Source organism: Rhizobium sp. BK313, from assembly GCF_014193655.1.
Lineage (GTDB): Bacteria > Pseudomonadota > Alphaproteobacteria > Rhizobiales > Rhizobiaceae > Rhizobium.
In genome coordinates, this window is the sequence record NZ_JACHZQ010000001.1 from 1,688,657 (window position 1) to 1,712,226 (window position 23,570).

Genomic DNA, 23,570 nt, shown 5'->3' on the forward strand with positions numbered 1-23,570 from the left:
ATATTCGCATCCGCTAATGGCAAAACCGAGACTTGGCGCCAATACCTGGAAAAAAGCTTTATAGCTGCCGATCAGCCTGAGATGCGCTGTCAGCGCCGGTTTTGGGTCAATCGTCCGAAGCGCCGCCCGGCGCCAAAAGACCAAGTTCCTCGAGATCCAATTGCGTGATCGGATCTTCGTCCTCGGTCAATTCGTCGCTCATCAATGGCGACGGAATGTTGAAATTGGCGGGAATACGGCCCGAAAGCAGCCCGGCCCCCTTCAATTCTTCGAGACCGGGCAGGTCGCGCAACTCTTCCAGGCCGAAATGATCGAGGAAATCCCGGGTCGTACCCAGCGTCACCGGCCGGCCGGGAGTACGCCGGCGTCCGCGAAAACGAACCCAGCCCGATTCCATCAACACGTCGAGCGTCCCCTTTGAAGTCTGCACACCTCTGATATCCTCGATCTCGGCACGCGTCACCGGCTGGTGGTAGGCAATGATGGCCAGGACCTCGAGTGCGGCGCGCGACAATTTCCGGACCTCGTTGTCATCGCGACGAATCACAAAGGAAAGATCCGCAGCCGTGCGAAAGGCCCAGGCGCCATCGACCTGTATCAGATTGACGCCACGCGTCGCATAATCGGCCCTAAGGCTCTGCATGACAGAGCGGACATCGACACCGCGCGCGACGCGGTCAGCGATAAAGCCTTCGGAAACCGGCTGGGCGGAGGCGAAAACCAGGGCTTCGGCTATGCGCTCTGCCTCACGGACGACGTGGGCATCAACAACCGAGGCTGTCGGCGCAGCCGCTTCGTCGTCCATGTGATGGTCGTTGTCCGGGCCGCTCACGCTCGCTCCTATCCTATTCCGCCGCCTCGAGTTCTATATGGTTCGCCCCGCGCCGCATATAGAGAGGCTGGAACGCTCCCTCCTGGCGAATCTCCAGCTTCCCTTCGCGCACGAGCTCCAGCGAGGCGGCAAAGGTGCTGGCGATAGCGGTAACGCGCTCGCTCGAACTGGTCATGTAGCGCAGCAGATAGTGTTCCAAAGCGGTCCAGTCGGTGATTTCACCGATCATTCGGCTGAGAATCGTACGGGCATCAACGAGAGACCAGACGCGTCGCCGCTCGATCGTCACTTGGGTGATCGCCTGACGCTGACGCAAGCTCGCATAGGCGGTGAGAAGATCGTAGAGGCTGGCGTCATAGGCCGACTGGCGCCGGTCGGGAATATGTTCGGGCGCGCCGCGGACGAAGACGTCGCGGCCGAGACGATTGCGGTTGACGAGATCGGTCGCCGCGTCGCGCATGGCCTCGAGGCGCTTCAGGCGGAAGGCCAGCGTCGCAGCCATTTCCTCGCCTGTCGGGCCGTCTTCCTTGCTCTGCTGGGGAATGAGCAGCTTCGACTTGAGATAGGCGAGCCAGGCAGCCATGACGAGGTAATCTGCGGCAAGCTCGATGCGAATCCGCCGGGCGCGCTCAATGAACAGCAGATACTGCTCGGCGAGCGACAGCACGGAGATGCGCGACAGATCGACCTTCTGGTTGCGAGCGAGATGCAGCAGAAGGTCGAGCGGGCCTTCGAAGCCGGCAATGTCGATGACGAGCGCCGGTTCATGCATGCCGCGCTCTGCACCATTGTCCTGCCACACCTTGTCCATTGGCGTCACCGCCTGCAGGCTCTTTTCCGTGCCGTCCACCTTGTTCACCCCTCAGATCCCTGGAGTTCGGTCTTACGCCACCGCAAACATCGCATCGAATTCGGCACGGATCGAAGCCTCGTCGGCACCGTCGTTGCGGCCGAACGCTGCCTCAACAGTCTTCGCACGTGCCAGCGCGGCACCGGCCAATACCGGAACATTGCGCACCACCTGCTGCATCTCTTCCATGACGCCGTTGCAGTGCAGCACGATATCGCATCCGCCCGCAATAATATTCGCCGCCCGCTCACCGATCGTGCCGGCGAGCGCATTCATTGAGGTATCATCGGACAGCAGCAGACCCTGAAAGCCGATATAACCGCGGATGATCTCGTCGATGACCTTGCGCGAGGTTGTCGCCGGATTGACGGGATCGATGTCGGTAAAGACGACATGGCAGGTCATTGCCATCAATTCGTCCTTGAGCGCCACAAATGGCGGAAAGTCATGTGCCTCCAACTCCGCGCGCGGAACCGTGACAACCGGCAATTCGTGATGCGAATCGGCAAAACCGCGGCCGTGGCCGGGCATGTGCTTCATCACCGGCAGGACGCCGCCAGCTTTGAGGCCTTCGGCAGCCGCGCGTCCCATCTCCGTCACCGTCACGGGATCGCTACCGTAGGCGCGGTTGCCAATGACATTGCTTGAGCCTTCGACAGGCACGTCGAGTACTGGCAGGCAATCGACATTGATGCCGAATTTCAGGAGATCGAATGCATGCAGCCGCGACATCAGCCAGGCGGCGCGCTGGCCCTGCTCGCGGTTCTTGCGATAGATATCGCCGAGCGCCTGACCGGATGGATAATGCGGCAGGATCGGCGGGCGGATGCGTTGCACCCTGCCCCCTTCCTGGTCGATCAATACCGGTGCATCGCGGCCGACGCTATCGCGCAAGGAAGCAACAAGATCAGCTATCTGCGCCGGCTCGGAAATGTTGCGTCCAAAGAGGATAAAGCCCCACGGCTGTTCCGACTGATAGAAGGAACGCTCTTCGGGCGTGATGGAATGGCCGCTACAGCCGAGGATCATGGATTTTGATTCGGTCATGTTCGAATCATAAAGGCCGCCTCGCGAAATGCGAATAACCTCAAACCGAGATACACAAAAAGAAAGCGGCGAGCCTCAGCCCGCCGCTTTCCGTAATCATCTGGCCTCGATCTCTTACTTCGAGATCAGGCAAGTGCCGCCTGCGGCGCGGTAGCGCTGGCAGATGTCGGCCGCTTCGTCCTTGGAGCCGGCGACAACGCGGACGCGATAGTAGGTGCCCTTGCCGGCGATGTCGGCCTTGCGAATTTCGAGCGGGTGACCGCCGATGACGCTGGCGAACTTCGCCTTCAGATTAGCCTGCGACTTCTGCGCCTCCGCCTCCGAAGGCAGCGAAGCGATCTGCACGCCGTAAGCACCGCCCGCGCTTGCCGATGCAGCCGGGGCCGCCTGGGCGGCAGCCGGGCTTGCCGACGCGACCTGCTGGGGCTGGGGCTTAGGCTGAGCTGGAGCCGGACGAGCGGCAGCGCCGTTGTTCGTGGCAGCGATGGCAGTGTCGGCAGTGGTCTTCGTCGGCTGCTGCGCCGGACGCGAGGTCGGGACCGGAGTCGTCTTCACGACACGGATCGGCGTGCTTTCGGCGCTAGCGGCATCGCCATCAGTAGGCTGGGCCGTTGCCGGTTGCGACGCCTGCGCGTCTTCCGTCGAAGGGCGGAGATCGGCGGAGGCGACTTGGCTTCCGGTCGCCGGCCTTGCTGGAGGGGTCTTCGGCGTCGAAGCCGGCGACGCGGCCGTCGTGGTGTTGTCGACAGCCGGCTCCTCGCGAGCGACCAGCGAACCGTCCGGCTTGACGATCATGGTACGCACCTTGCGCGGCGACACCGACGGGACCTGAGCATCGTCGTTGGCAGCAGTGTCCGTATTGTTGCCATTCTGATTCGGCAACAGCCGCGGATCCTCGGTTTCACCGACCGGTGTCGGAGTGACCTGTTCGTCGCTGCCGTCGTCCGGCGATACAGATTCGGGAATCAGAGTTTTCTGGACGACATCCACCGGCTGCTCGTTGGAGGAAACCAGCTGCTTCTGCTTCGGTGCAGCAGGGCTGTCCCCGGCCACCCGGTCATAGACAGCCTTGTCCTGGTTGGGAACCACGGTACCGCCCGGGTTTTCCGGAGCGACCTTGACCGGATCTGCATCCGCCGTGATGACGCGCGGCTCGCCGGAGAAGCTCGAGATCGGCGAACCATGGCGAATCCAGCCGTAGACGCCATAGGCTCCGAGACCTAGAACCGCAATGACGGCAGCGGCGGTCGCCAGGCCACGGAACGAACGTGCCGGGCGGCGGCCGGTTACAGCCGCCGGGTTCAGCGTCATGCGGGCGACGTTCTCGACCGGATTGGACGCTTCACGGTAGCTGCGGCGGAAGTCTTCTTCCAACGCCCGTTCGAACTCGTCGAACTCATCGGCAGGCTGCTTGGCGGCCGTCGCGACAGGCTTTGCCGCCGCATTCTTGGACCAGGATGCAGCCATCGAAGCACCACCGAGGGCGGCTGCGGCGGCCGGTTTGATCGGCTCGGGAGCCGTTTCCTTAACAGGAGTGCCGAACAGGCTCGCCATTTCTGAGTCGATATCGAAATCGTATTCCGGTGGAACCACGATCGGCTGTTCCGGCTCGACAGGCGGCAGGTTCGGAACATGCGAGCCTTCGAAATTCTCGACGCGGTCTTCCGTATCGGAGATTTCAGCAGGATCGAAAGGCAGTGCCTGATCGGCATCTAGAACAGGCGCAGCCTTGCGCGCCGCGGCCGGTGCTGCGGCAACGATGGCCGGCTGAGCCGGACGCTGCGGAGCCGGCTCTGGAGGCGGAGTCTGCATGACGCGCGGCGCGGCGACCGTCGGGGCTACGGGAGCAGCCGGAGGCGGTGCTACCGGCGTAGCCCGAGAAACGATCGGAGCAGGCTGCGGTGCGGCGATCGGAGCGGGCTTGCTCGATTCAGCGAAATCGAGCTCGGCAAGTTCCATTTCGATATCTGCGAGATCGAACTCGAAGTCCTGGCCGGCGAAGGGGTCTTCGGCTTCCAAGACGATCGACTTCGGTTCTTCGCGCGGCAGAATCGTGGCGGCGGCGGGCGCAGGCGCAATAGCAGCCGGAGCATCAACAACGAATGCTGACGACGAGGAAGCCATGGACTGCGAACCGAATATATCGAGGTCCGGCTCGGTCTTCGCCGCTGGTGCGCTGCTTCTGGCCGGAACGGGATACCGGTCGACATCGGCCAGCAGATCATCGATCTCGGCAGAAAGAGCCGCAGCGTCCATGCGAGCCTGCTTGGCGGGCTCCGATGCACTGGCAACCGGTGCTGCCGGTTGAGCCGCAGCGGGCTGGGCCCGAGGCGCGTCCTGCATCATCGGCAAATCGAAATCGAGCGCCGTTTCGATGGGCGGCTGCGCCTGAACAACGGGCGGCGCGACTGGAGCCTGAGCCGTAGGCGTTGCCTGTTCGCGCGTTTGCGGCGGAGCCGCGACGGTGAAATTGGCAAGCGGCAACCGCACGGTGGCGGCAGCGGATTGCGGCGTCGGTGTAACGACAGGCTTCCGGGCCGGAGCCGCCGCCTGCGGCGCCGGGACAGACTGAGGAGCCGGCGCGGGCTGCAAAGCCGGCGCGATCGACATTTCGAGTTCGTCGATCAGATCGCGCACGCCGGCGGCCGGCTTAACCGGAGCCACAGGCTGCGGCATCTCCACAAACTGTGGTTCGGTGCGCGTCTGCTCTACCGGATGCGAGAGCTCGGCTTCGCCGGCAAAGGGCTGATCTTCCGGCGAGACCGGAATGTCATCAGCAGGACTCAAACGTGGCGCATCATAGCGCTCGAATTCCCGCAAGAGCTCATCTTCGAGATCGAAGGCCGGCTCTTGTCGCTGAGCTGCGGGCGCCGCCTGGGCGGCAGGCCGCGGCTCGAAACCGACGATGCGGGCGAGTTCGGCAAGCGGATCATCATCCGCAAAGAACTCGTCGTTTCCGCTTGCGCGATACGCCAACTGTTTTTCTGCCATCACCCAATCCACTCGCAAACGCTACAGTTAAATGCCAGTGCAATGTGGGCAAATGGTGACGTTTATCGCATTTCATCCGGTGCTGCGGTCCCGGTTATACCAAGACCCGACTTCAAAACCGACGCGACAGCGTACACCAGCCCAAGTCTGGCAATGCTTAATTCTCGGTTCTTATCGTTAACAAATCGTAATTCAGGTAAATCTTTACCTTTATTCCAATGTCCATGGAAGGAACTCGCCAAATCGTAAAGATAAAAGGCGATGCGATGAGGCTCCTGCGACTGAGCTGCAGCCTCCACGATTCGCGGGAATTCCGCAATCTTTGCAATCAACTGTAATTCGGTTGGATCGGAGATCACGCCACTAACGGCTTTCGCCAGATCAAGCGACGCGATATCGAGATCCGGGAAGGCTTCTTTGGCCTGGCGGAAGACTGACATGCAGCGCGCATGCGCATATTGTACGTAGAAGACCGGATTGTCCTTGGACTGCTCGGTTACCTTGGCGAAGTCGAAATCCAGGGGCTCGGAACTCTTCCGATACAGCATCATGAACCGTACGGAATCGCGGCCGACCTCATCGACCACGTCGCGCAGCGTGACGAAGTCGCCGGAGCGCTTCGACATCTTCACCGGTTCGCCATTGCGGAAGAGCTTGACCAGTTGGCACAGCAGCACCGTCAGCTTCGCCTGGCCATCCGATACGCCGCGCGCCACGGCTTCCAGCCGCTTGACATAGCCGCCATGGTCGGCGCCGAGAATATAGATCATCTCGTTGAAGCCGCGGTCGAACTTGTTCTTGAAATAGGCGACGTCGGCCGCGAAATAGGTGTAGGAACCATCCGACTTGATCAGCGGCCGGTCGATATCGTCGCCTACTTCCGTCGAACGGAACAAGGTCTGCTCGCGATCTTCCCAATCTTCCGGCAACTGGCCCTTCGGGGGCGGAAGCGCACCCTTATAGACATAACCCTTGAAGGTCAGGTCGTTGATGGCGGTGCGGATCAGGGCCGCGCCGTTGGCATGCAAGGTCCGCTCCGAGAAGAAGAAATCATGATGGACGTTCAGCGCATCCAAATCCGCGCGGATCATCGCCATCATCGCGTCGATGGAGCGTTCCTTGATGATCGGCAGCCATTGGTCTTCCGGCATGCCGCGAAGCTTGGTGCCGAACTCCTTCGCCAGCGCTTCACCGACCGGAACGAGATAATCGCCGGGATAAAGACCGGCCGGGATGTCGCCAACCTGCTCGCCGAGCGCTTCGCGGTAACGGAGGAAGACCGACCGCGCCAGCACGTCGATCTGCGAGCCGGCGTCGTTGATGTAGTATTCCTTGGTAACGTCATAGCCGACGAAGCCGAGCAGGTTCGCCAGCGCATCGCCAACGACGGCGCCACGGCAATGGCCGACATGCATCGGCCCTGTCGGATTGGCGGAGACATATTCGACGTTGACTTTCTGGCCGCCACCGAGAGTCGAGCGGCCGAATTTTTCGCCTTCGGAGATCATCGTCGCCAGCAGGCGCTGCCAATAACCGACCGAAAGGCGAATATTGATGAAGCCTGGACCGGCTACCGAAACCTCGGCAACGTCAGCATCTTCCCTCAGCTTAGCGATAATGATCTCAGCGAGCGCGCGCGGGTTCGTGCCGAGCGGCTTCGACAGCACCATAGCCGCGTTGGTGGCAACATCGCCGTGGCTGGCGTCTCTCGGCGGCTCCACGCCGATACGGCCGAAGTCGAGTTCGGATCGCTTTTCTTTCACAATATCAATTTGTTCGAGAGCGTTCTTAATTCGTACTTCGAAGTCGGTGAAAAGGTTCATGATAATGTCCACGCATAGCTTGGGCAGGCCCTGTCGGCCTGACGCCGCCGCTGCCTACCGCAAATCGGGAGTCTGGTCAAACAAACGCCTATGAGCGCTGATGGCATAGGTGTCGGTCATACCTGCCAGGTAGTCGCCGACATGGCGAGCCTTGGCGGCAACGGCAAGGCCGGCGATGTGATCGACCCAATAATGGCTCTGCATCTCCTTGGGATTGTCCATATAGGCGTGGAACAGGTCCGTGACGATCTGTGCGGCGCCGGCGCGGATGCGCATGATATCCGGATGGCGATAGATGCGCTTGAAGAGCATCTGCTTAATCTGTCTATCCGTCTCGGCCATCTCAGGCGAGAAGGTGGCAATGATGCGGCCGGCGGCACGAATATCGGCAACACTGTCCGGCTTGACCTCGCTGAGCGCCTGCTGCGCGACGGAGATCACGTCCTCCACCATGCGTGTGATCTGCCGGCGCATGATCTCATGCGTGAAGCGGCTCGCTTCCAGATGCGGATAGAGCGCCCTCACTTCGGCCATCAGCGCCGAGAGAAATGGAATCTCCTCCAGCATGTCGAAATTCAGATAGCCGGAGCGCAGGCCGTCATCGATGTCATGGGTATTGTAAGCGATGTCGTCGGCGATCGCCGCCACCTGCGCCTCCAGGCTGGCAAAGGTCGCGATCTCCAGATCGTGGATTTCGCAATAATCAAGGATCGGCTGCGGCACCGGGCCGCGCGTGCCCTTGCCATCGGGCGTCAGGAGCGGACCGTTGTGCTTGACCAGCCCTTCCAACGTCTCCCAGGTGAGATTCAGGCCATCGAATTCGGCATAACGCCGCTCGAGCTTCGTCACAATGCGCAGCGACTGTGCGTTGTGGTCGAAGCCGCCATAGGGCAGCAGCATCTCATGCAGCGCGTCTTCGCCAGTGTGGCCAAAGGGGGTGTGCCCGAAATCATGGACGAGCGCCACGCCTTCGGCGAGATCCTCATCAAGCTTCAGCGCACGCGCCAAAGCTCGGGCGATCTGCGCCACCTCGATCGTATGCGTGAGGCGCGTACGGTAGTGATCGCCATCCTGCGCAATAAAGACTTGCGTCTTATGCTTCAGCCGCCGGAAAGCGGTCGTATGCACGATGCGGTCGCGGTCGCGCTGGAAATCGGAGCGAGTCGGGCTCGATCCCTCCTCGTAAAGCCGCCCACGCGATTCCCAGGGATCGGTCGCATAAACAGCCCGCTCACCATAACCGAAACCCAATGCATGCCTGTCGATCGTCATTATCCATCCATTCCGGCGCTAGAACGCCGCGCGTTCGATTGAACGTAAAGGTCGCTCTATTCTTCCAATCCAGAGCATCTTCTCCGCATTTTGATGATGCCATTCAAAAGCAGGATGCTCTGGCCCATTGACGCCGCTTCACGGCCTTCATACCTATACCTAAGAAAAACAGCAAAATGGCGCATGGCTCAACCATATACCATAGCTGTCACCGGCCGCACTTTCATGATAAAGGCTATGGATATCAGCCGTTTGAAAGTCGGACGGCCCATTGGTTCTCTCCGGATCTTGACCCCGGCAGGAGGAAAGCATGACTGAGACAAGTGTAACCCTATCAGACGCAGCGGCAAAGCGAATCGCCGCGATCGTCAGCGCCGAGGCCGGCAAGCGGGCGCTCCGCGTCGCCGTCGAAGGCGGCGGCTGTTCCGGCTTCTCCTACAAATTCGATCTTGCTGACGGCCCGCAAGACGATGATATCGTTGTAGAAAAGGGCGACGCTACGGTATTGATCGATCAATTGTCGCTGGTCTATATGGCCGGCTCCGAGATCGATTTCGTCGACAATCTGCTCGGTCAGTCCTTTCAGATCAAGAATCCGAATGCGGTCGCAAGCTGCGGCTGCGGCACCAGTTTTTCGATCTGACGCTCCTGCTTTTCCACAGAATGATAATCGGTCGGAAGCTGTTGCTTTCGGCCGGTTTTCATTTGGATGGGTGGCCAAGGTCGTTTGCTGCGGATAAAAAGAAAACCAAAGCAGAGGAGCCGCCCTTTCATGAAGATTGCCACCTGGAACATCAACGGCGTCAAAGCGCGTATCGAGAACCTGTGCCAGTGGGTGAAGGACTCCGATCCCGATATCGTTTGCCTGCAGGAGATCAAGACGGTCGACGAAGGCTTTCCGCGATTCGAGATCGAGGCGCTCGGCTATCACGTCGAGACGCATGGGCAGAAGGGTTTCAACGGCGTGGCGATTCTGTCGAAGATGAAGCCCGACGAGGTGACCCGCGGCTTGCCCGGCGACGATGCCGATGAACAGGCACGCTTCATTGAAGCGGTATTTTCTGTGCCGGAACACGGCGCACTTCGCGTTTGCTGCCTGTATCTGCCAAACGGCAATCCCATCGATACGGAAAAGTATCCCTACAAACTCGCCTGGATGGAACGTCTGCGGAGATTCGCGGTCGGCCGGCTGGCTCTGGAAGAGCCGACCATTCTCGCCGGCGACTACAATGTCATCCCGGAGCCGCATGATTGTTTCGATCCGAAGGTCTGGGAGAATGATGCGCTATTCCTGCCGCAAACCCGCCAGGCTTTTCGTCAGCTCGAGCATCTCGGCTTCACCGATGCGGTGCGCGCCACGACGGACGCAGTCAAGCTCTATTCCTTCTGGGACTACCAGGCTGGCGCCTGGCAGAAAAACAACGGCATCCGCATCGATCATCTGATGCTATCGCCGGAAGCGGCCGATCGCCTGACCTCTGCGGCGATCGAAAAACACGTGCGCGCCTGGGAAAAACCCTCGGACCACGTTCCCGTCATCGCGCACTTCAATTTCTGAGATCGAGGATTATTCGGCGCCTGCGACGTCGAGTTGATGCGCCATGGAAACCGCGACGCGACGATCGTCCTCGCTGGCGATCGAAAAGGCCTGTTCCTGAAGGTCTTCCATCCACGAACAGTCCTTCGGCTTGCACTTGTCGAGCGCGGCCGTCATGAAGGCGAGGCCGCGCACGGACTGGCCTTCCTGGAAGAGAATATTGCCGAAGACGGCCATCGCACCGGGATGGCCGCTCTTACGGGCCTGGTTCAGCCACTTCTTGGCCTGCTGCACATTCGCGGCACCGCCCTCGCCCGCCAGCATCATCTGCGCGAGCTGGAACTGCGCCTCGGGAACGCCGAATGTCGATGCGACCTGGAAATAGAGCTGGCGTGCCTGATTGAGGTCGATCTTGACCGGACTGTTCGCAATGCCGGTCTTGTAATAATTGGCGAGCGCGAGCAGCGCGTTGATAAAGAAGCCGGTATCCTCGGAACCGGGTTCCACACCCTGCTGGGCGATCTCGCTATAAATCTTGAAGGCCTCGAAATCGTCCTGCGTCACGCCATCGCCGTCCGCATACATATTGGCCAGCGCCCAGCGCGAGCCGGTATGCCCCTTCTCGGCAGCGTAACGATAGGCTTCGACCGCCTCTTCCTTCTGGCCGTTCTTGTAGGCCCGGAAGCCGAATTTGAAGAGATCGAAAGGTCCTGATTCCTTGGTGACACCCGCATTGATGTCAAATGCCAGGGCTTGGCCTGCGAGCGCCACAGAGGTGGCAAGCGACAGGCTGAGCATCATGACTCTCGCTGATATGAACTCGGACTTAAACATAACAGTCGATTTCTTTCGCTCCATCCGCATCCGCTACGGTGATCCCATCTGCACCGTAAGGTCTGCGAATGTATTCCCTACCGGCGCGCGAACCAGCGAGATCTCCTCTTGAGGAGGTCCGCAGGGCACCAGCCCAATGCCGTTCGCCACATTTCCGAGCGTAGTCCGAAATTATGTCCAAACGAGCATTCACACTGGTGTCATCGCATGTCGCTCTTGAAACAGCCCGCCGCTTCGCTGCCCAAAGAGAGAGACTCGAGATCGAACGATTTTCGGATTCCCTCGGGAAATAATGCCTTTCCGGCTGTACCGCGAACGTCTCCGTTCCGATCCCGGATTGCTTTTTCTGCCGAAGTGGAAACTGACCCATCAACCGTTTACGCACTTTCTACCAAGGCTTGCCCCTTGCCCGTATAATGGCTGCTCCCCATTTGTGGCGGGAAATGGACAAATGGGGCGCCGGACACACGCGTGTAACCTGTTGAAATAAAGTGTTGCTGATTCGTCACAAAGAGAATGCCGATCTTAAGGTTTCGCTAACCACGAAGCCGCAATGCGAAAATAATTTTGCCGGTAGTATCGTATCTAAAAATGGCTTGGCACTAATTGGGCATGAAAAACGCCGCGAGACGAAGGCCCGCGGCGTAAGAATCACTTGAGCAATGGAGATGAGACCTCAGAACTTGCTATCGTTCAATGGGTTACGCTTAGAATCTGACCTTCATCGACGTCGACAGCGCAGCGACCAGATCGTTGCCGTAACTATAGGTGGCGTCATTGCCGTAGGTGATGCCGTTGGAGGTGATCTCGCCGGATTTGCCACTGGTCAACAGGCCCAGGGCTCCAGCGAAAGTGAACTCAACATGTTCCGTCGCCTTGTAGGAAAGGCCAGCGCCGAGCGTCCAGGTATCCGAGCTCAAGCCGTAATCCTGGCTGGTGCCGCGGTCCCAGCTCAAGCTGAGCGCGCCGCTCCATTTGTCACTGAACTTGTGGCCGATGCCGCCGGTGATCGTCCAGCCGTCCTGATATAGCAGATCGAGTGAGGTGAGCTCGGTCGCACCGCCGGTGCGGCAGGAGATGCCACGCGTGGATGTCGGGCAAAGCGCGATGCTTTGCAGAACGCTCCAATTGGTCCATTTGACCGAACCGAAGGCCAACCAGTCCGGCGCGATGCCGGTCTGCACCTTCCATTCCAGCGAGTCGGGTGCATCGGCAGAACCGAAGACGGAGGTGGCGCTGCCGAAGAACGCACGGACGGGCGGCAGCTCCGTCAGATCGACGGTGCCCTTGAGATTATCGTATTTGACCCGGCTGTTATAAACGAGACTGGTGCGCAAGGCGTATTCGGGAATTTCATAGGCAAGACCGGCGCGCCAGCCCCAGCCATGACCATCGACATCCAGCGAGCCGACACCGTCATAGACGGCGGAAAACGGAGGAGGAACAACGGAAACCAGGCGAGACTTAAAGCCGCTGACCTCCTGATAGAAACCACCACCGATCAGGCGCAACTGACCCGGACCGGCATCGAATTTGTAAGAGCAGGTCGCCGCATAATTGTGCGTACGCACCTTGGTCTCGACTTCATTGTTGGCGCCGGCCCAGTTCAGGCCCGGATTGGTGTGAGCGCCGAACGGCTCGGAGTAATCGGCCATGCAGTCGATGTCATCGGTAATGCCGATCTTGAAGCCAATATAAGGTACAGCATAATTCTCGGTAGCATCGACCGAGTGCGGGCGACCATTGAGATTGCCGTCGGTCGGATCGATATCCTTCGCATTCTTCAGTTTGCGATCGGGCATCACATAGGTGACGCCAGACTCGAAAACATAGCGCCCCTTGTCGAAGAGCAGGTCGATATCGTAACCGGCACGATCAAGCCCGCCCGCAAAAGCGGCGCTAGCGAACGATGAGCTAATAATGAATGCAAATGCGCCCCTCAGCGCAATACGAAATGCCATATTGTCCCCCCGACTTGCGTATTCATTTATCCGATTGTTGCGACCATCACCCGAATTGGCAATGCGACGCCAGTGATCCACAAGGCTGCGGCATATTGACTGACTTACGTAAGAAGGTGATCTGCACGCCCAATCATAGCCAAGTTTAGGCATTTTTTGCTTCTCTAATGTTAATCAGGGGCCCCAAGTAGATTTTCATTCCTCATAGCAACAATTCTGTTACAATCTGACAACAGTCCTGCTTTTCAGAAACCCTACCAATTTAGGGGTAACCCTTCTTGCCTGCGCGAAGCTGGTGAACGGCGAAAATCGGCGTGTTTTTTTGATGTTCGCCATCGAATCAGCGACGCGAAAAGGAAAAGGCACGCGACTTTCGTTGCGTGCCCTTAAATTCCGCTGTTTGCGGTTTCTTCAGCCGGCTTCGCTTACCCTGTCGAGCGCGACCTTGAGACTGCTGAGTTGACCTTCGAGTTCGCCCAAGCGCTCGCGTTCGGCGGCCACGACGTCCGGATTGGCATTGGCGACGAACTTCTCATTCGAGAGCTTGCCGACAATGCGGGCCATCTCCTGTTCGTTCTTGGCGATCCCCTTTTCGAGACGTGCCTTCTCGGCAGCGAGGTCGATAAGATTCCCGAGCGGCAGGCAGGCGGTCGCTTCGCCGACGATGATCTGGGCAGCACCCTTCGGCGCGGTGTCGGAAAGTGAAATCTCCTCGACACGCGCCAGCCGCTTGATCGCCGCATCATGACGGAACAGGCGTTCGCGCGTCAGGCTATTGGCACCAACGAGCACCAGCGGCGCTGTAGCAGCGGGCGGCACGTTCATTTCTGAGCGTACCGAGCGCAAACCTGAGACGAGATCGATCAGCCAGTTGATCTCATCGGCAGCAACGTCGTCGGCATAGGAAGGTGCCGGCCAGTCGGCGTGGCAGATCAGACCGTCACGTTCCCTGCCCTCGCCCGCCGTATGCGCCCACAGCTCTTCCGTCATGAAGGGCATGAATGGATGCAGCAACTTGTAGGTCTCTTCGAGGACGTATGCTGCGCAGGACTGTGCCTCCGCCTTGGCGTTCTCGTCTTCGCCATTGAATACAGGCTTCAGTAGTTCGAGATACCAGTCGCAGAACTGGTTCCAGATGAAGCGATAGAGCGAGCCGGCAGCGTCGTTGAAGCGATAGGCTTCCAACGCCTCGGTAACGTCCCGCTCCGTGCGCGCCAGTTCCGTCAGGATCCAGCGATTGATGGTCAGTTCGGCTGCTTCCGGCACAAAATGCGGATCGCTCTTTGCACCGTTCATCTCGGCAAAGCGCGTGGCATTCCACAGCTTGGTGCCAAAATTGCGGTAGCCGGCAATACGGGCCGGATCGAGCTTCACGTCCCGGCCCTGCGCCGCCATGATCGCCAGCGTAAAGCGGAGCGAATCGGCACCATACTGGTCGATCAACTCGAGCGGATCGATGACGTTGCCCTTGGACTTCGACATCTTCTGTCCGTTCTTGTCGCGCACCAGGGCGTGAACATAGACGGTGTGGAAAGGCTCGACGGGTTCGCCGTTTTCGTCCTGCATGAAATGCAGGCCCATCATCATCATGCGGGCGACCCAGAAGAAGATGATGTCGAAGCCGGTGACCAGCACGTTGGTCGGATAATAGCGCTCCAGTTCCGGCGTCTGATCCGGCCAGCCGAGCGTCGAGAACGGCCAAAGCGCCGAGGAGAACCAGGTATCGAGCACATCTTCGTCGCGTGTCAGGATTTCGCCCGGCTTGAAGTTTTCCAGCAAGTCCTCGACATAGGCCTTCATCGGCCCTTCATGCGAAAGATAGTGCTGGATGGCGGCCTGCAGCGCCTCTTCCTCGGTCTTTTCAACGAAGACTTGACCGTCCGGGCCGTACCAGGCCGGAATCTGGTGGCCCCACCAGAGCTGGCGGGAAATACACCAGGGCTGGATGTTCTCCATCCAATCATAATAGGTCTTGTCCCAGCTCTTCGGAACGAGCTTGGTTCGGCCCTCGCGAACAGAGGCGATCGCTGGTTCGGCGAGCGTCTTGGCATCGACATACCATTGCTCGGTCAAGCGCGGCTCGATCGGAACGCCGCCACGGTCGCCATGTGGAACCGTATGCTTATGCGGCTCGACCTTATCGAGCAGGCCGGCCTCTTCGAAGATGCGGACGATGATCTTGCGGGCTTCGAAACGATCCTTGCCTTCAAGCTCATCCCAGGCGCCGTGCAGCGCCGCCGGGTTATCGAGGCCTTCAAGGAAATCTTCGTTGTCCTTGATGGTGATGCGGGCATCCGGCGTCAGGACGTTGACGACGCGCAAGCCACGACGCTTGCCGACGTCGAAGTCGTTGAAATCATGCGCCGGCGTCATTTTGACCGCGCCAGTGCCTGCTGTCGGATCCGGATATTCGTCGGCAACGATCGGGATGCGCCGACCGACGATCGGCAGGATGACATGCTTGCCGACGATTGCCTTGTAGCGCTCGTCACTCGGATGAACGGCTATGCCGGTATCGCCGAGCATGGTCTCCGGGCGGGTGGTGGCGACAACGAGATAGTCGCGCGTTTCCCATTCCGTCGGCTTGCCTTTTTCGTCAAAGGCGACCGGGTGCTGATAGGTAGCGCCTTCTTCGAGCGGATAGCGCAGATGCCAGAGATGGCCGTTGACCTCATGCTGCTCGACTTCGATATCCGAAATCGCCGTCAACATTTTCGGATCCCAGTTGACCAGCCGCTTGTCGCGATAGATCAGACCTTCCTTGTAAAGCGTAACGAAGACTTCAAGAACGGCCTTCGACAGGCCTTCGTCCATGGTGAAGCGCTCACGCGACCAATCGCAGGAAGCCCCAAGGCGCTTCAACTGATTGAAGATCAAGCCGCCTGATTCAGCCTTCCATTCCCAGACCTTTTCGATGAAAGCTTCGCGGCCCATGTCGCGGCGGCCGGGCTGCTGCCTCTCCATAAGCTGGCGTTCGACCACCATCTGCGTGGCGATGCCGGCATGATCCATGCCCGGTTGCCAGAGCACATCCTTGCCGCGCATGCGCTCGAACCGCACCATGATGTCCTGCAGCGTGTTGTTCAGCGCATGGCCCATGTGCAGCGAACCGGTGACGTTCGGCGGCGGGATTACGATGGTGAAAGTTTCCGCACCGGGCTTGGCGTTCGCACCGGCGCGAAAGGCGTCGGCCTCATCCCATTTTTGGGCGATCTTCGGTTCGACGGCGGCGGAATCATAGGTTTTGTCGAGCATTTTGGGACCGGATCTGGAGGGTTCGGTGATGCGGGTTGTAAATAGGATGGCCGCGGGCAAGTCAATAAAAAAGCCGCCCCGGAAGCCGGAGCGGCGGATCGTCTACCCGAGGCTCAGGCTGTCAGCGGCGCGGGCCGCGGGCCACTCGCTCGATCTCTTCGCGCACGAGACGCTCGACCAAAGTCGGCAGATTGTCGTCCAGCCATTCCTGCAGCATCGGTCGCAGCATATCCTGGGCTATCTCATCAAGCGAACGGCGCTGGCTTCCGTCGATGGCGGCGGCGAGTTCGCCGAAGGAACGGGCCACCTGCGCACCGGCCGCTTCCGACATCAGCGAGGATGCAGGCTCAGCCTGCACTTGCGGCAGGTAACGATCGGCGGCTGCTGTGGCTGACTGCGGTGGCGGTGGATTGAAAACAGGCATTTCGGTCGGGGTGGCCACTGCGGGAGCAACGACAGCCTTCGGCTCTTCCACCGGTTCGGTCTGTGGTTCGGCTTTGGCAGCGGGGACGGCGGCCTCGGCGAGAAGAGCGGCTGCAGGCGGAGTGACAACGGGTGCCGGCGGTTCAGTTATAGCATTGCGCAACGGCACATCAGCGATCGGCTCTACACGGGCCTCGGCGAGACGTGCGACCATGGCCGGCGGCAATTCGCGCGGTTGCGGCGCTTCGCGCGCCGGGTTTAGCTGCGCTGCATTGCGTTCGGAGGCGGCACGAACACGCGCGGCTACGTCGGCAAGGGACATGGTGCGGGCGGGCGGTTCCGGCTCGCGCATTGGAATCTGCGAATTGGCTGCGATAAAACGCGGCTCGGAGACTGCTGTTGCTGCCGGCGGTACGTCATCCATATCGGCCGCGGCAAATTCTTCATCGACCGTCAGGTGGATATCGTCGTCCTGCTCATCGTCGGCAACGGTATAAACGGCTGGCAGGGAGGGCGAAATGGACTTGCCGGCACCGGGCTCGTTGCTTTCGATAATCCGGCGGATCGATGCCAGAATCTCTTCCATGGACGGTTCACGCACTACACTTGGCTGAGCCATATTCATCCCCGTTTCCCAGACAATGACCGGAATCCCGCCAAAGCAGCGCCCGAATCAGCGCCACCCTAGAATACTACCCTTGGGAAAAAAATCACCGCGAAAGCACTAACCCACCTGATGCACAGTTTTGTTACGCTGGCTGCGAATCACCCGATATTGCGGACTTCGCTACTTACATGTCCCACGAAAAACGGGCGCTCGAAGCGCCCGTCTGAGAAGAATCGTCCAGCTGCGTGATCGGTCAGAACACGAATTCCTTGGCCTTGGCGAAGCCCGGAAGCGGCTTGATCGAAGCGTTGAAGAAGACGTTTTCCGAAAGGGCACCACGCTCCCGCATATAGACGGTGGCGCGGGCAGCATGGCCATAGCCCAGCACGACGATCAAGCGGCCGCCTTCGCCAAGCTGATCGAGAAGCGCCTGCGGCACCTCTTGGACTGAGCCGTTGGCAAAGATGACGTCATAGGGGCCGCTGGCGGCATAGCCTTTTTCCAGCTCGCCTGTGACGACGGTGACGTTGCCGTGACCGAGTGCGCCGAGATTGGCCTTGGCCTCAGTGGCCAACCCCTCGTCGGATTCGAGTGCGACGACCGTGCCGGCGAGCATCGACAGGAGCGCCGAAACGTAACCGGTGCCGCAGCCGACATCGAGAACATTGTCTTCCTTGGTGATTTCACCGAGCTGCAGGAGCTTTGCCAGCGGCGAAGCTTCCATCAGGAAGCGCGCCGGCTTGCCGGAAACGGCCGGGCTGATCTCGATATCATTATCGATATAGGCCAGGAGTTTCGACTTCTCCGGCACGAAATTTTCGCGCGGCACCGCCAGAAACGCATTCAACACGGAATGGGAGGTGACATCCGTCGTGCGGATCTGGTTCTCGACCATCTTCACGCGTGCTGCTTCGAAATCCATCATATCCTCTCGCGCCCTAAGGCAAAGCCGGGTTTGCTTCTATGCTCAGCGTGTCTTAATCGCGTGCGGCTACGCTTTCAAGGCGTTGCAGCGGCGGGCGCAGAGATTCGTGACGATGCGTCGCGGCGCGACAACAACCGTTTCCCCCGTGTGCATATCAAACCGCTTTCTTTTCAGCGACATCCACGTTCTCGGTCGCAATGGAAACGTTTTTGCCGAGATTGCGGCCGAACTCGTGAAACGGCTTCTCAATATAGAGATAGGACAGCCGGGAGACGACGAGCGAGCCGCCGAGGGTCACCGCCAGGAGATAGGCCGCCTGTGGCCATGGCGAGGAGAGTCCAAGGCTTTGGAGCGTGCCGAGCGCGAAAAGCAGAACCAGCATATGGGAGAGATAAAGAGAATAAGCCATACCGCCCAGCCACTGCAGCGGCCGGCTGCAGGCAATGGCAGACAGCCGGACATAGATCTCGCCCCTGCCCTCGCGCGCCGAAACGATAATCAGGATCGCCGTCAGCCAGATGGCAAGAGGCAGGTAGGCGACGGAACGCTGCAATATGCATAGGACGATCCCGATCAGCCAAAGCTGGGGCAACGGCAACGATTTCAGAAATGGCTCCCCGAGAGCACGGTGCTTCATGAAATAAAAGCTAGAGATGCCGATGCCGAAATCGACCAGCCATTTGCCGAGAAAGCTTTGCGGCAGCTTGGGCGAAACTGCTGCGACAGCGAGTGCCAGGAGAATGAGGATCGCGATTCGCCGCCACGAAATCGGCCTTATAGCCAAACCGATCAACAATGGCGCGACCAGGTAAAATTCCCATTCGAGCGAAATGCTCCAGGCCTGGCCGAGAAAGGCATAATCGGTCGACGGCAAGAGACGCGGCGGCACCAGCCCGTGCAGGCCCGTCAGGTGCGCCAGGAGATGTCCGGGCCAATAGGCGAGCGTGTCGGCGGCAATGCCAATACGCGCAGCCTTCATCGAACCGTCGGGCGAATCCGTCCAGATGCGCAAAGCGATTGTCGCGACCGCTACGGAAATGGCCAAATAGAAGAGATAGGCTGGAAAAATTCTGAGTGCCCGCCGGGCGATATAGAGCCGATAGGGCTCGGGCCGTTTGTCGATCAATGCGGTGATGGCGAAGCCACTGAGGATGATGAAAACATCCACCGCATATTCATTATAGAATCGCTCTTGAAACAACCGCCCGTGAATGGCGACGGCGGAAGCGACATGGCCGACAAGAACCCAGATCGCCAGCATGCCTCTGAGAGCCTCAAACTCCCTAACGTATTTCATGGACTACCCACCAGTTCGATCGAGACGTTTGATGCACATAGGGGAGTGATCGATTTCTGCAATGCAGCAAATTGCTGCAAATGCCTGGTAGTAACGACCAACTTCGTGAGAAGGCATCCGGTCGAAACCAATCTACAAGTTATTTGGCCATCAGCCGCGATAGGTCTTGCACTCTCATAAGATTCGTTCTAAACGCCCGCCATCACTCGCCTTTATAAATCGGATGGCCTCGTGGCGGAGTGGTTACGCAGAGGACTGCAAATCCTTGAATCCCGGTTCGATTCCGGGCGAGGCCTCCATCCATTTTCTTGAATGAAACCAGATGATCCAGGCGCACTCGTTACCGCCTTCGATGCCTCCCGTGTCGCACTGTTGTTGCGCTGTATCTGCCTTGATTTCCAACGGCTTCAAAACGGCAAGCGACCACCGCAGAAATTGCCCGAACGTATCAATGTTACGGTCCTTTATTTTGGACATTGCAGTCTCGTGCCCGATCCAAAACGGTACGGGGGCTGTGGATTTTAACTGATGGTTACCCAGCTCCGCGGCGAGCGTTGGATCATTTTGACGAGAGCCGATTAGTTGCCCGCGCTGTCGTAATCACCCCTGACGACAGCCGGGAGTTTCGGTGGGCGGGCCCACAAGGTGGCCGAAGCTCCCGTCATTCGCCCCACCGAATAACAACGTGTGCACCGAATCCCGGTTCGACTCCGGGCGAGGTCTCGCAAATTTCCTCATATTGAGTCGATTGTTTTTGATCGCCGAGCTCTGTCACACCACCGCCCTTTCGGTACTCGTCCCGCGTCATTGGTACCTGCGATTACGACAAAGTCCGTCTGCAACCGCAGGCTACAAGGCCTGCAAAATCAGGCGAAAGGACGATTTGCGTCATTTTTGCAACAGGATTTTTTTTCGAGTAGCGTGCGTATAGTTCGACCGCCTTAGTATCTTGTCAAATCAGCGAGACAGGTTCAGGAAATGGTTCGCGAAGCTTATTACTTCGCACTTACTGATAGGGAACATGAACGGGATGGGGTTGGGCACGTCGTCTTTTCGGCGCGATATCTCATGCCCAATCAGGAACAGATTGGAGTTATTATGAACATCAAGAGCCTTCTTCTCGGCTCCGCTGCTGCCCTTGCAGCAGCATCCGGTGCTCACGCGGCCGACGCCATCGTCGCCGCCGAGCCCGAGCCGCTCGAATACGTTCGCATCTGCGACGCCTACGGTGCAGGCTACTTCTTCATCCCGGGTACTGAGACCTGCCTCAAGATCGGCGGTAAGGTTCGTACAGAAGGTGAATGGTACGATGCCTACAACCGCACCAGCAAGGTCGGCACGCTCTGGCACACCCGCGCAGAATTGAACGTCGATACCGCGACCGACACCGAATACGGTCCGTTGAAGACCGAAACCATCGTTCGTTGGGACTGGAACGACGGCGGCTCCACCACCACGAACCTTCTGTGGTCGTACATCAGCCTCGGCGGCTTCACCGTTGGTAAGACGGACTCCTACTACAACCAGTTCGTTGGTTACGCCGGCGACGTCATCAACGACGACGTGATCTATGACGGCCCGTACGAACTCAACCAGTTGACCTACAACTATGACGCCGGCAACGGCTTCACGGCTGTGGTTTCGCTCGAAGATTCCAACTCCGGTTCGGACTCTACCACCTACGACGGCGCTTGGGTTCAGTCCAAGGCTGACCACTATGCTCCGAACGTTGTTGCCGGTGCTGGCTACAAGGCCGGCGCATGGTCCTTCAAGGTCGTTGGTGGTTATGACTCCATCGTCGAAGAAGGTGCCGTCAAGGCTCGCGTCGACGCTGACTTCGGCGCCTTCTCGGCCTTCTTGATGGGCGGCTGGAACACGGACGGCGACAAGCTCAACCAGTATGCCGGCTCGAACCAGAACATCTCCGCTTGCACGGCACCGGATGGCACCGTTCATGGCGCAAAATGCGGCTGGGGCGATTGGGCAGTTTGGGGTGGCGTTGGCGTACCGTTCAATGACAAGCTGAAGTGGAACCTGCAGCTTGCTTACACCGACTCGAAGATCTTCGAAGCAACGACAAACCTGAAGTTCAACCCGGTCAAGAACCTCCTGGTCGAGCCGGAACTGACCTACGTTCACTATGACGTTGCCAAGGACGATACCGTCGCCGGTATCCTCCGTTTCGAACGCAACTTCTGACCTGATCTGACTTGACCTCCGATCAGAGAAGAGAGGGGCCCAGCTTTCCCTGCTGGGCCCCTTTTCTATGTTGATACCTCCTGAAGGCATAGCCTCGCCATAGTCCCTCACAGACAGCGCTGATCTCACTGTCGCCGTCGCATCGCGCGTCGCCGCGGAAAATCGCGTCAACTTTAAAGGGGAACATTGCCGCCGTCGCAGCGTTAGGTCGTCAAGGGACGCAGTTCCAACAAAGGATCGGTGCTTTGAGAAACTTTGCTTCGATAGCCCTGGCCGCCGCACTTGCCATGGGAACAGTGCTGGCCGCCGTGCTTCCAGCAACGGCAATGCCGTTGACAAACTCGCCTTCGCCCAGCCTTTCCGGTGTCATCATGGTTCAGGAGCACGGATCCAGACGAAACCAGGACTGGGATGATGGGCGACGGGAATATTGGCGCGACCGTCACCATAATCGCCGCTATTGGCGCGACAGCCGCTGGGATCGCCGCCACTATTGGGGTGATCGCCGCCGCTATGGGGATGATGACTGGCGCTACGGCCGCGGCTACTACCATCCACGCCGCGGAGGCATCATATTCGAAATCAGGCCTTGATCCATAGCTGCAGGCCACGGTCGTTTGGGCGCTCTATCACGGCGTCCGGCGCATGGCTGTTGCCGTAATGAAAAATGAGCGAGTCCCCCTGCTCGTACCCAAAAACATTCCGGCCGTTGCCGAAAAATATTCGGCAACGGCCGGTTTATTTCGCCGACGACAAAGGCCACCGGCTGGAAGCTGTTACCGAATTAACGGCAGACGCGTTCCTTCTTAACGACCCAGTGGCCGTGAACGTGATGCCGTACGGTCTTCACAACGCAATGATGATGATCGACATGCTTAATCATAGCTGCTTCCGACTGCGTGCTGATGCCAACGAAGGAAGCCAGAGCAACGGCGGAAGCAAGAATCAGGTTTTTCATTTCGAACCTCTAGAGCATTTGGGGGAATATGCTGCGCGATGGCGCAGGACGTTCATGCTCCGATTCACATTAACGATACATGAACACGTCCTCACATTTCCGAGAGCAGCCGGACCTGGGGGTGAAGTGCGTCAGAACGCCACGCGCGGCGCACGGAAAAGTCGCTTCTCCTCCGCGTCAACTAGCCTATCCCACCAGCCAAGCGCAGCTTGGTTTCTTCGGATCGATCACCCTATTTCGCCGCTTGCTTCATGGCATCGGTGCGCTGGCACATCTCAGTTCGCAATTGAACCGCACGAGCAGAGTAGCGAATTGCACGCTTTCCTCGTCCGAGAAGACTTCGCGTAGTTCCTGCCAGGATTGTCGTTGCAGCAGCTTGACGGTGTTCGACACCGCCTCGCCAGCCGGTGTCAGCGAGATGCGTTTCGCGCCGCGGCCGAGGGGCGCTGGGCGACATTCAGCAAGGCCGCCGGCCTCCAAGGCGTCTATGGCCTCCGTAGCCGTGCAGGCGGCTGCCCGAAACCAAAGGGAGATCCGGTGGCGCGTGAAAAATGCCTGTCGGCGCTGCTAGTCGGCCACTTCGGCCACCGCTGGAAGGATGGAAAATAAAAAGCCACATTCCCGATTAGGTGAATGTGGCTCTTAAAAACTGGCTCCCCGGGCCGGATTCGAACCGGCGACCTGTCGATTAACAGTCGAATGCTCTACCGCTGAGCTACCAGGGAATACCGCTTGGCGCGGCGTGAGTGGGCTAATACA

The 23,570-nt window shown here is 59.1% G+C and carries 17 protein-coding genes and 2 tRNA genes; 5 read left to right on the forward strand and 14 right to left on the reverse strand.

Going from position 1 to position 23,570, the window contains the following annotated elements; genetic code table 11:
* Positions 1–106 precede the first annotated feature (106 nt).
* The 6 genes from scpB to FHT86_RS08065 all read right to left on the reverse strand — a co-directional run bounded on the left by scpB (position 107) and on the right by FHT86_RS08065 (position 8,815).
* Entirely contained in the window at positions 107–805 is a 699-nt protein-coding gene (gene scpB / locus FHT86_RS08040) for an SMC-Scp complex subunit ScpB (protein ID WP_133707112.1), read from the reverse strand.
* A 40-nt stretch (positions 806–845) separates the two neighbouring features.
* Positions 846–1,691 carry a ScpA family protein gene (locus tag FHT86_RS08045; protein WP_133706317.1) on the reverse strand — a complete coding sequence of 282 codons (846 nt, stop codon included), beginning with the start codon at positions 1,689–1,691 and terminating at the stop codon, positions 846–848.
* Between the two features lie 24 nt (positions 1,692–1,715).
* On the reverse strand, positions 1,716–2,729 hold the full coding sequence (gene nagZ, locus FHT86_RS08050; protein WP_133706318.1) for a beta-N-acetylhexosaminidase: 1,014 nt from the start codon (positions 2,727–2,729) through the stop codon (positions 1,716–1,718).
* Positions 2,730–2,843: 114 nt separating this feature from the next.
* Positions 2,844–5,720 (reverse strand): SPOR domain-containing protein, encoded by a 2,877-nt coding sequence (locus FHT86_RS08055; protein WP_133706319.1) that lies wholly within the window; start codon positions 5,718–5,720, stop codon positions 2,844–2,846.
* Between the two features lie 62 nt (positions 5,721–5,782).
* Positions 5,783–7,543 (reverse strand): arginine--tRNA ligase, encoded by a 1,761-nt coding sequence (argS, locus tag FHT86_RS08060; protein WP_133706320.1) that lies wholly within the window; start codon positions 7,541–7,543, stop codon positions 5,783–5,785.
* Between the two features lie 54 nt (positions 7,544–7,597).
* The gene (locus FHT86_RS08065) at positions 7,598–8,815 is read right to left on the reverse strand and encodes a deoxyguanosinetriphosphate triphosphohydrolase (protein ID WP_133706321.1); all 1,218 of its coding nucleotides are present in this window, start codon (positions 8,813–8,815) and stop codon (positions 7,598–7,600) included.
* A 310-nt stretch (positions 8,816–9,125) separates the two neighbouring features.
* Between FHT86_RS08065 and erpA the strand changes: the two genes are divergently transcribed.
* On the forward strand, positions 9,126–9,458 hold the full coding sequence (gene erpA, locus FHT86_RS08070) for an iron-sulfur cluster insertion protein ErpA (RefSeq protein ID WP_133706322.1): 333 nt from the start codon (positions 9,126–9,128) through the stop codon (positions 9,456–9,458).
* 129 nt (positions 9,459–9,587) lie between these two features.
* The gene (xth, locus tag FHT86_RS08075; RefSeq protein WP_133706323.1) at positions 9,588–10,373 is read left to right on the forward strand and encodes an exodeoxyribonuclease III; all 786 of its coding nucleotides are present in this window, start codon (positions 9,588–9,590) and stop codon (positions 10,371–10,373) included.
* A 9-nt stretch (positions 10,374–10,382) separates the two neighbouring features.
* Here xth and exoR read toward each other — a convergent pair whose 3' ends face one another.
* The 6 genes from exoR to FHT86_RS08105 all read right to left on the reverse strand — a co-directional run bounded on the left by exoR (position 10,383) and on the right by FHT86_RS08105 (position 19,654).
* A complete protein-coding gene (gene exoR, locus FHT86_RS08080; RefSeq protein WP_133706324.1) occupies positions 10,383–11,186 on the reverse strand; it encodes an exopolysaccharide production regulator ExoR in 804 nt (267 codons plus the stop codon).
* A 707-nt stretch (positions 11,187–11,893) separates the two neighbouring features.
* Complete coding sequence (locus tag FHT86_RS08085; protein ID WP_133706325.1) at positions 11,894–13,147, reverse strand: OmpP1/FadL family transporter; 1,254 nt, start codon at positions 13,145–13,147, stop codon at positions 11,894–11,896.
* A gap of 411 nt (positions 13,148–13,558) precedes the next feature.
* Positions 13,559–16,402, reverse strand: coding sequence for a valine--tRNA ligase (locus FHT86_RS08090; RefSeq protein WP_133706326.1), 2,844 nt, complete (start codon positions 16,400–16,402; stop codon positions 13,559–13,561).
* A gap of 121 nt (positions 16,403–16,523) precedes the next feature.
* On the reverse strand, positions 16,524–17,444 hold the full coding sequence (locus FHT86_RS08095; RefSeq protein ID WP_133706327.1) for a DUF2497 domain-containing protein: 921 nt from the start codon (positions 17,442–17,444) through the stop codon (positions 16,524–16,526).
* Positions 17,445–17,685: 241 nt separating this feature from the next.
* Entirely contained in the window at positions 17,686–18,357 is a 672-nt protein-coding gene (locus FHT86_RS08100) for a protein-L-isoaspartate O-methyltransferase family protein (protein WP_183868555.1), read from the reverse strand.
* A 154-nt stretch (positions 18,358–18,511) separates the two neighbouring features.
* Positions 18,512–19,654, reverse strand: coding sequence for an acyltransferase family protein (locus FHT86_RS08105; protein ID WP_133706329.1), 1,143 nt, complete (start codon positions 19,652–19,654; stop codon positions 18,512–18,514).
* A 225-nt stretch (positions 19,655–19,879) separates the two neighbouring features.
* On the opposite strand from FHT86_RS08105, the gene FHT86_RS08110 reads away from it, so the two are divergent.
* The 3 genes from FHT86_RS08110 (at position 19,880) to FHT86_RS08120 (ending at position 22,446) form a co-directional block, all read left to right on the forward strand.
* A tRNA-Cys gene (locus FHT86_RS08110) sits at positions 19,880–19,953 on the forward strand.
* A gap of 799 nt (positions 19,954–20,752) precedes the next feature.
* Complete coding sequence (locus tag FHT86_RS08115; RefSeq protein ID WP_133706330.1) at positions 20,753–21,853, forward strand: porin; 1,101 nt, start codon at positions 20,753–20,755, stop codon at positions 21,851–21,853.
* A gap of 245 nt (positions 21,854–22,098) precedes the next feature.
* Positions 22,099–22,446, forward strand: a complete 348-nt coding sequence (locus FHT86_RS08120) for a hypothetical protein (RefSeq protein ID WP_133706331.1) — start codon at positions 22,099–22,101, stop codon at positions 22,444–22,446.
* Between the two features lie 191 nt (positions 22,447–22,637).
* Here FHT86_RS08120 and FHT86_RS08125 read toward each other — a convergent pair whose 3' ends face one another.
* Both FHT86_RS08125 and FHT86_RS08135 read right to left on the reverse strand, forming a co-directional pair.
* Positions 22,638–22,811 (reverse strand): hypothetical protein, encoded by a 174-nt coding sequence (locus FHT86_RS08125; protein WP_166656772.1) that lies wholly within the window; start codon positions 22,809–22,811, stop codon positions 22,638–22,640.
* Positions 22,812–23,461: 650 nt separating this feature from the next.
* Positions 23,462–23,536, reverse strand: a tRNA-Asn gene (locus FHT86_RS08135).
* Between the last annotated feature and the right edge of the window lie 34 nt (positions 23,537–23,570).

Excerpts from the sequence above, each read along its gene's own strand:
- FHT86_RS08055 (WP_133706319.1), bottom strand. The coding sequence starts at position 5,720 with ATGGCAGAAAAACAGTTGGCGTATCGCGCAAGCGGAAACGACGAGTTC.
- FHT86_RS08085 (WP_133706325.1), bottom strand. The coding sequence starts at position 13,147 with ATGGCATTTCGTATTGCGCTGAGGGGCGCATTTGCATTCATTATTAGC.
- argS (WP_133706320.1), bottom strand. The coding sequence starts at position 7,543 with ATGAACCTTTTCACCGACTTCGAAGTACGAATTAAGAACGCTCTCGAA.
- FHT86_RS08090 (WP_133706326.1), bottom strand. The coding sequence starts at position 16,402 with ATGCTCGACAAAACCTATGATTCCGCCGCCGTCGAACCGAAGATCGCC.
- nagZ (WP_133706318.1), bottom strand. The coding sequence starts at position 2,729 with ATGACCGAATCAAAATCCATGATCCTCGGCTGTAGCGGCCATTCCATC.
- FHT86_RS08100 (WP_183868555.1), bottom strand. The coding sequence starts at position 18,357 with ATGATGGATTTCGAAGCAGCACGCGTGAAGATGGTCGAGAACCAGATC.
- scpB (WP_133707112.1), bottom strand. The coding sequence starts at position 805 with ATGGACGACGAAGCGGCTGCGCCGACAGCCTCGGTTGTTGATGCCCAC.
- FHT86_RS08095 (WP_133706327.1), bottom strand. The coding sequence starts at position 17,444 with ATGGCTCAGCCAAGTGTAGTGCGTGAACCGTCCATGGAAGAGATTCTG.
- FHT86_RS08115 (WP_133706330.1), top strand. The coding sequence starts at position 20,753 with ATGAACATCAAGAGCCTTCTTCTCGGCTCCGCTGCTGCCCTTGCAGCA.
- FHT86_RS08105 (WP_133706329.1), bottom strand. The coding sequence starts at position 19,654 with ATGAAATACGTTAGGGAGTTTGAGGCTCTCAGAGGCATGCTGGCGATC.
- xth (WP_133706323.1), top strand. The coding sequence starts at position 9,588 with ATGAAGATTGCCACCTGGAACATCAACGGCGTCAAAGCGCGTATCGAG.
- erpA (WP_133706322.1), top strand. The coding sequence starts at position 9,126 with ATGACTGAGACAAGTGTAACCCTATCAGACGCAGCGGCAAAGCGAATC.
- FHT86_RS08065 (WP_133706321.1), bottom strand. The coding sequence starts at position 8,815 with ATGACGATCGACAGGCATGCATTGGGTTTCGGTTATGGTGAGCGGGCT.
- exoR (WP_133706324.1), bottom strand. The coding sequence starts at position 11,186 with ATGTTTAAGTCCGAGTTCATATCAGCGAGAGTCATGATGCTCAGCCTG.
- FHT86_RS08125 (WP_166656772.1), bottom strand. The coding sequence starts at position 22,811 with ATGAAAAACCTGATTCTTGCTTCCGCCGTTGCTCTGGCTTCCTTCGTT.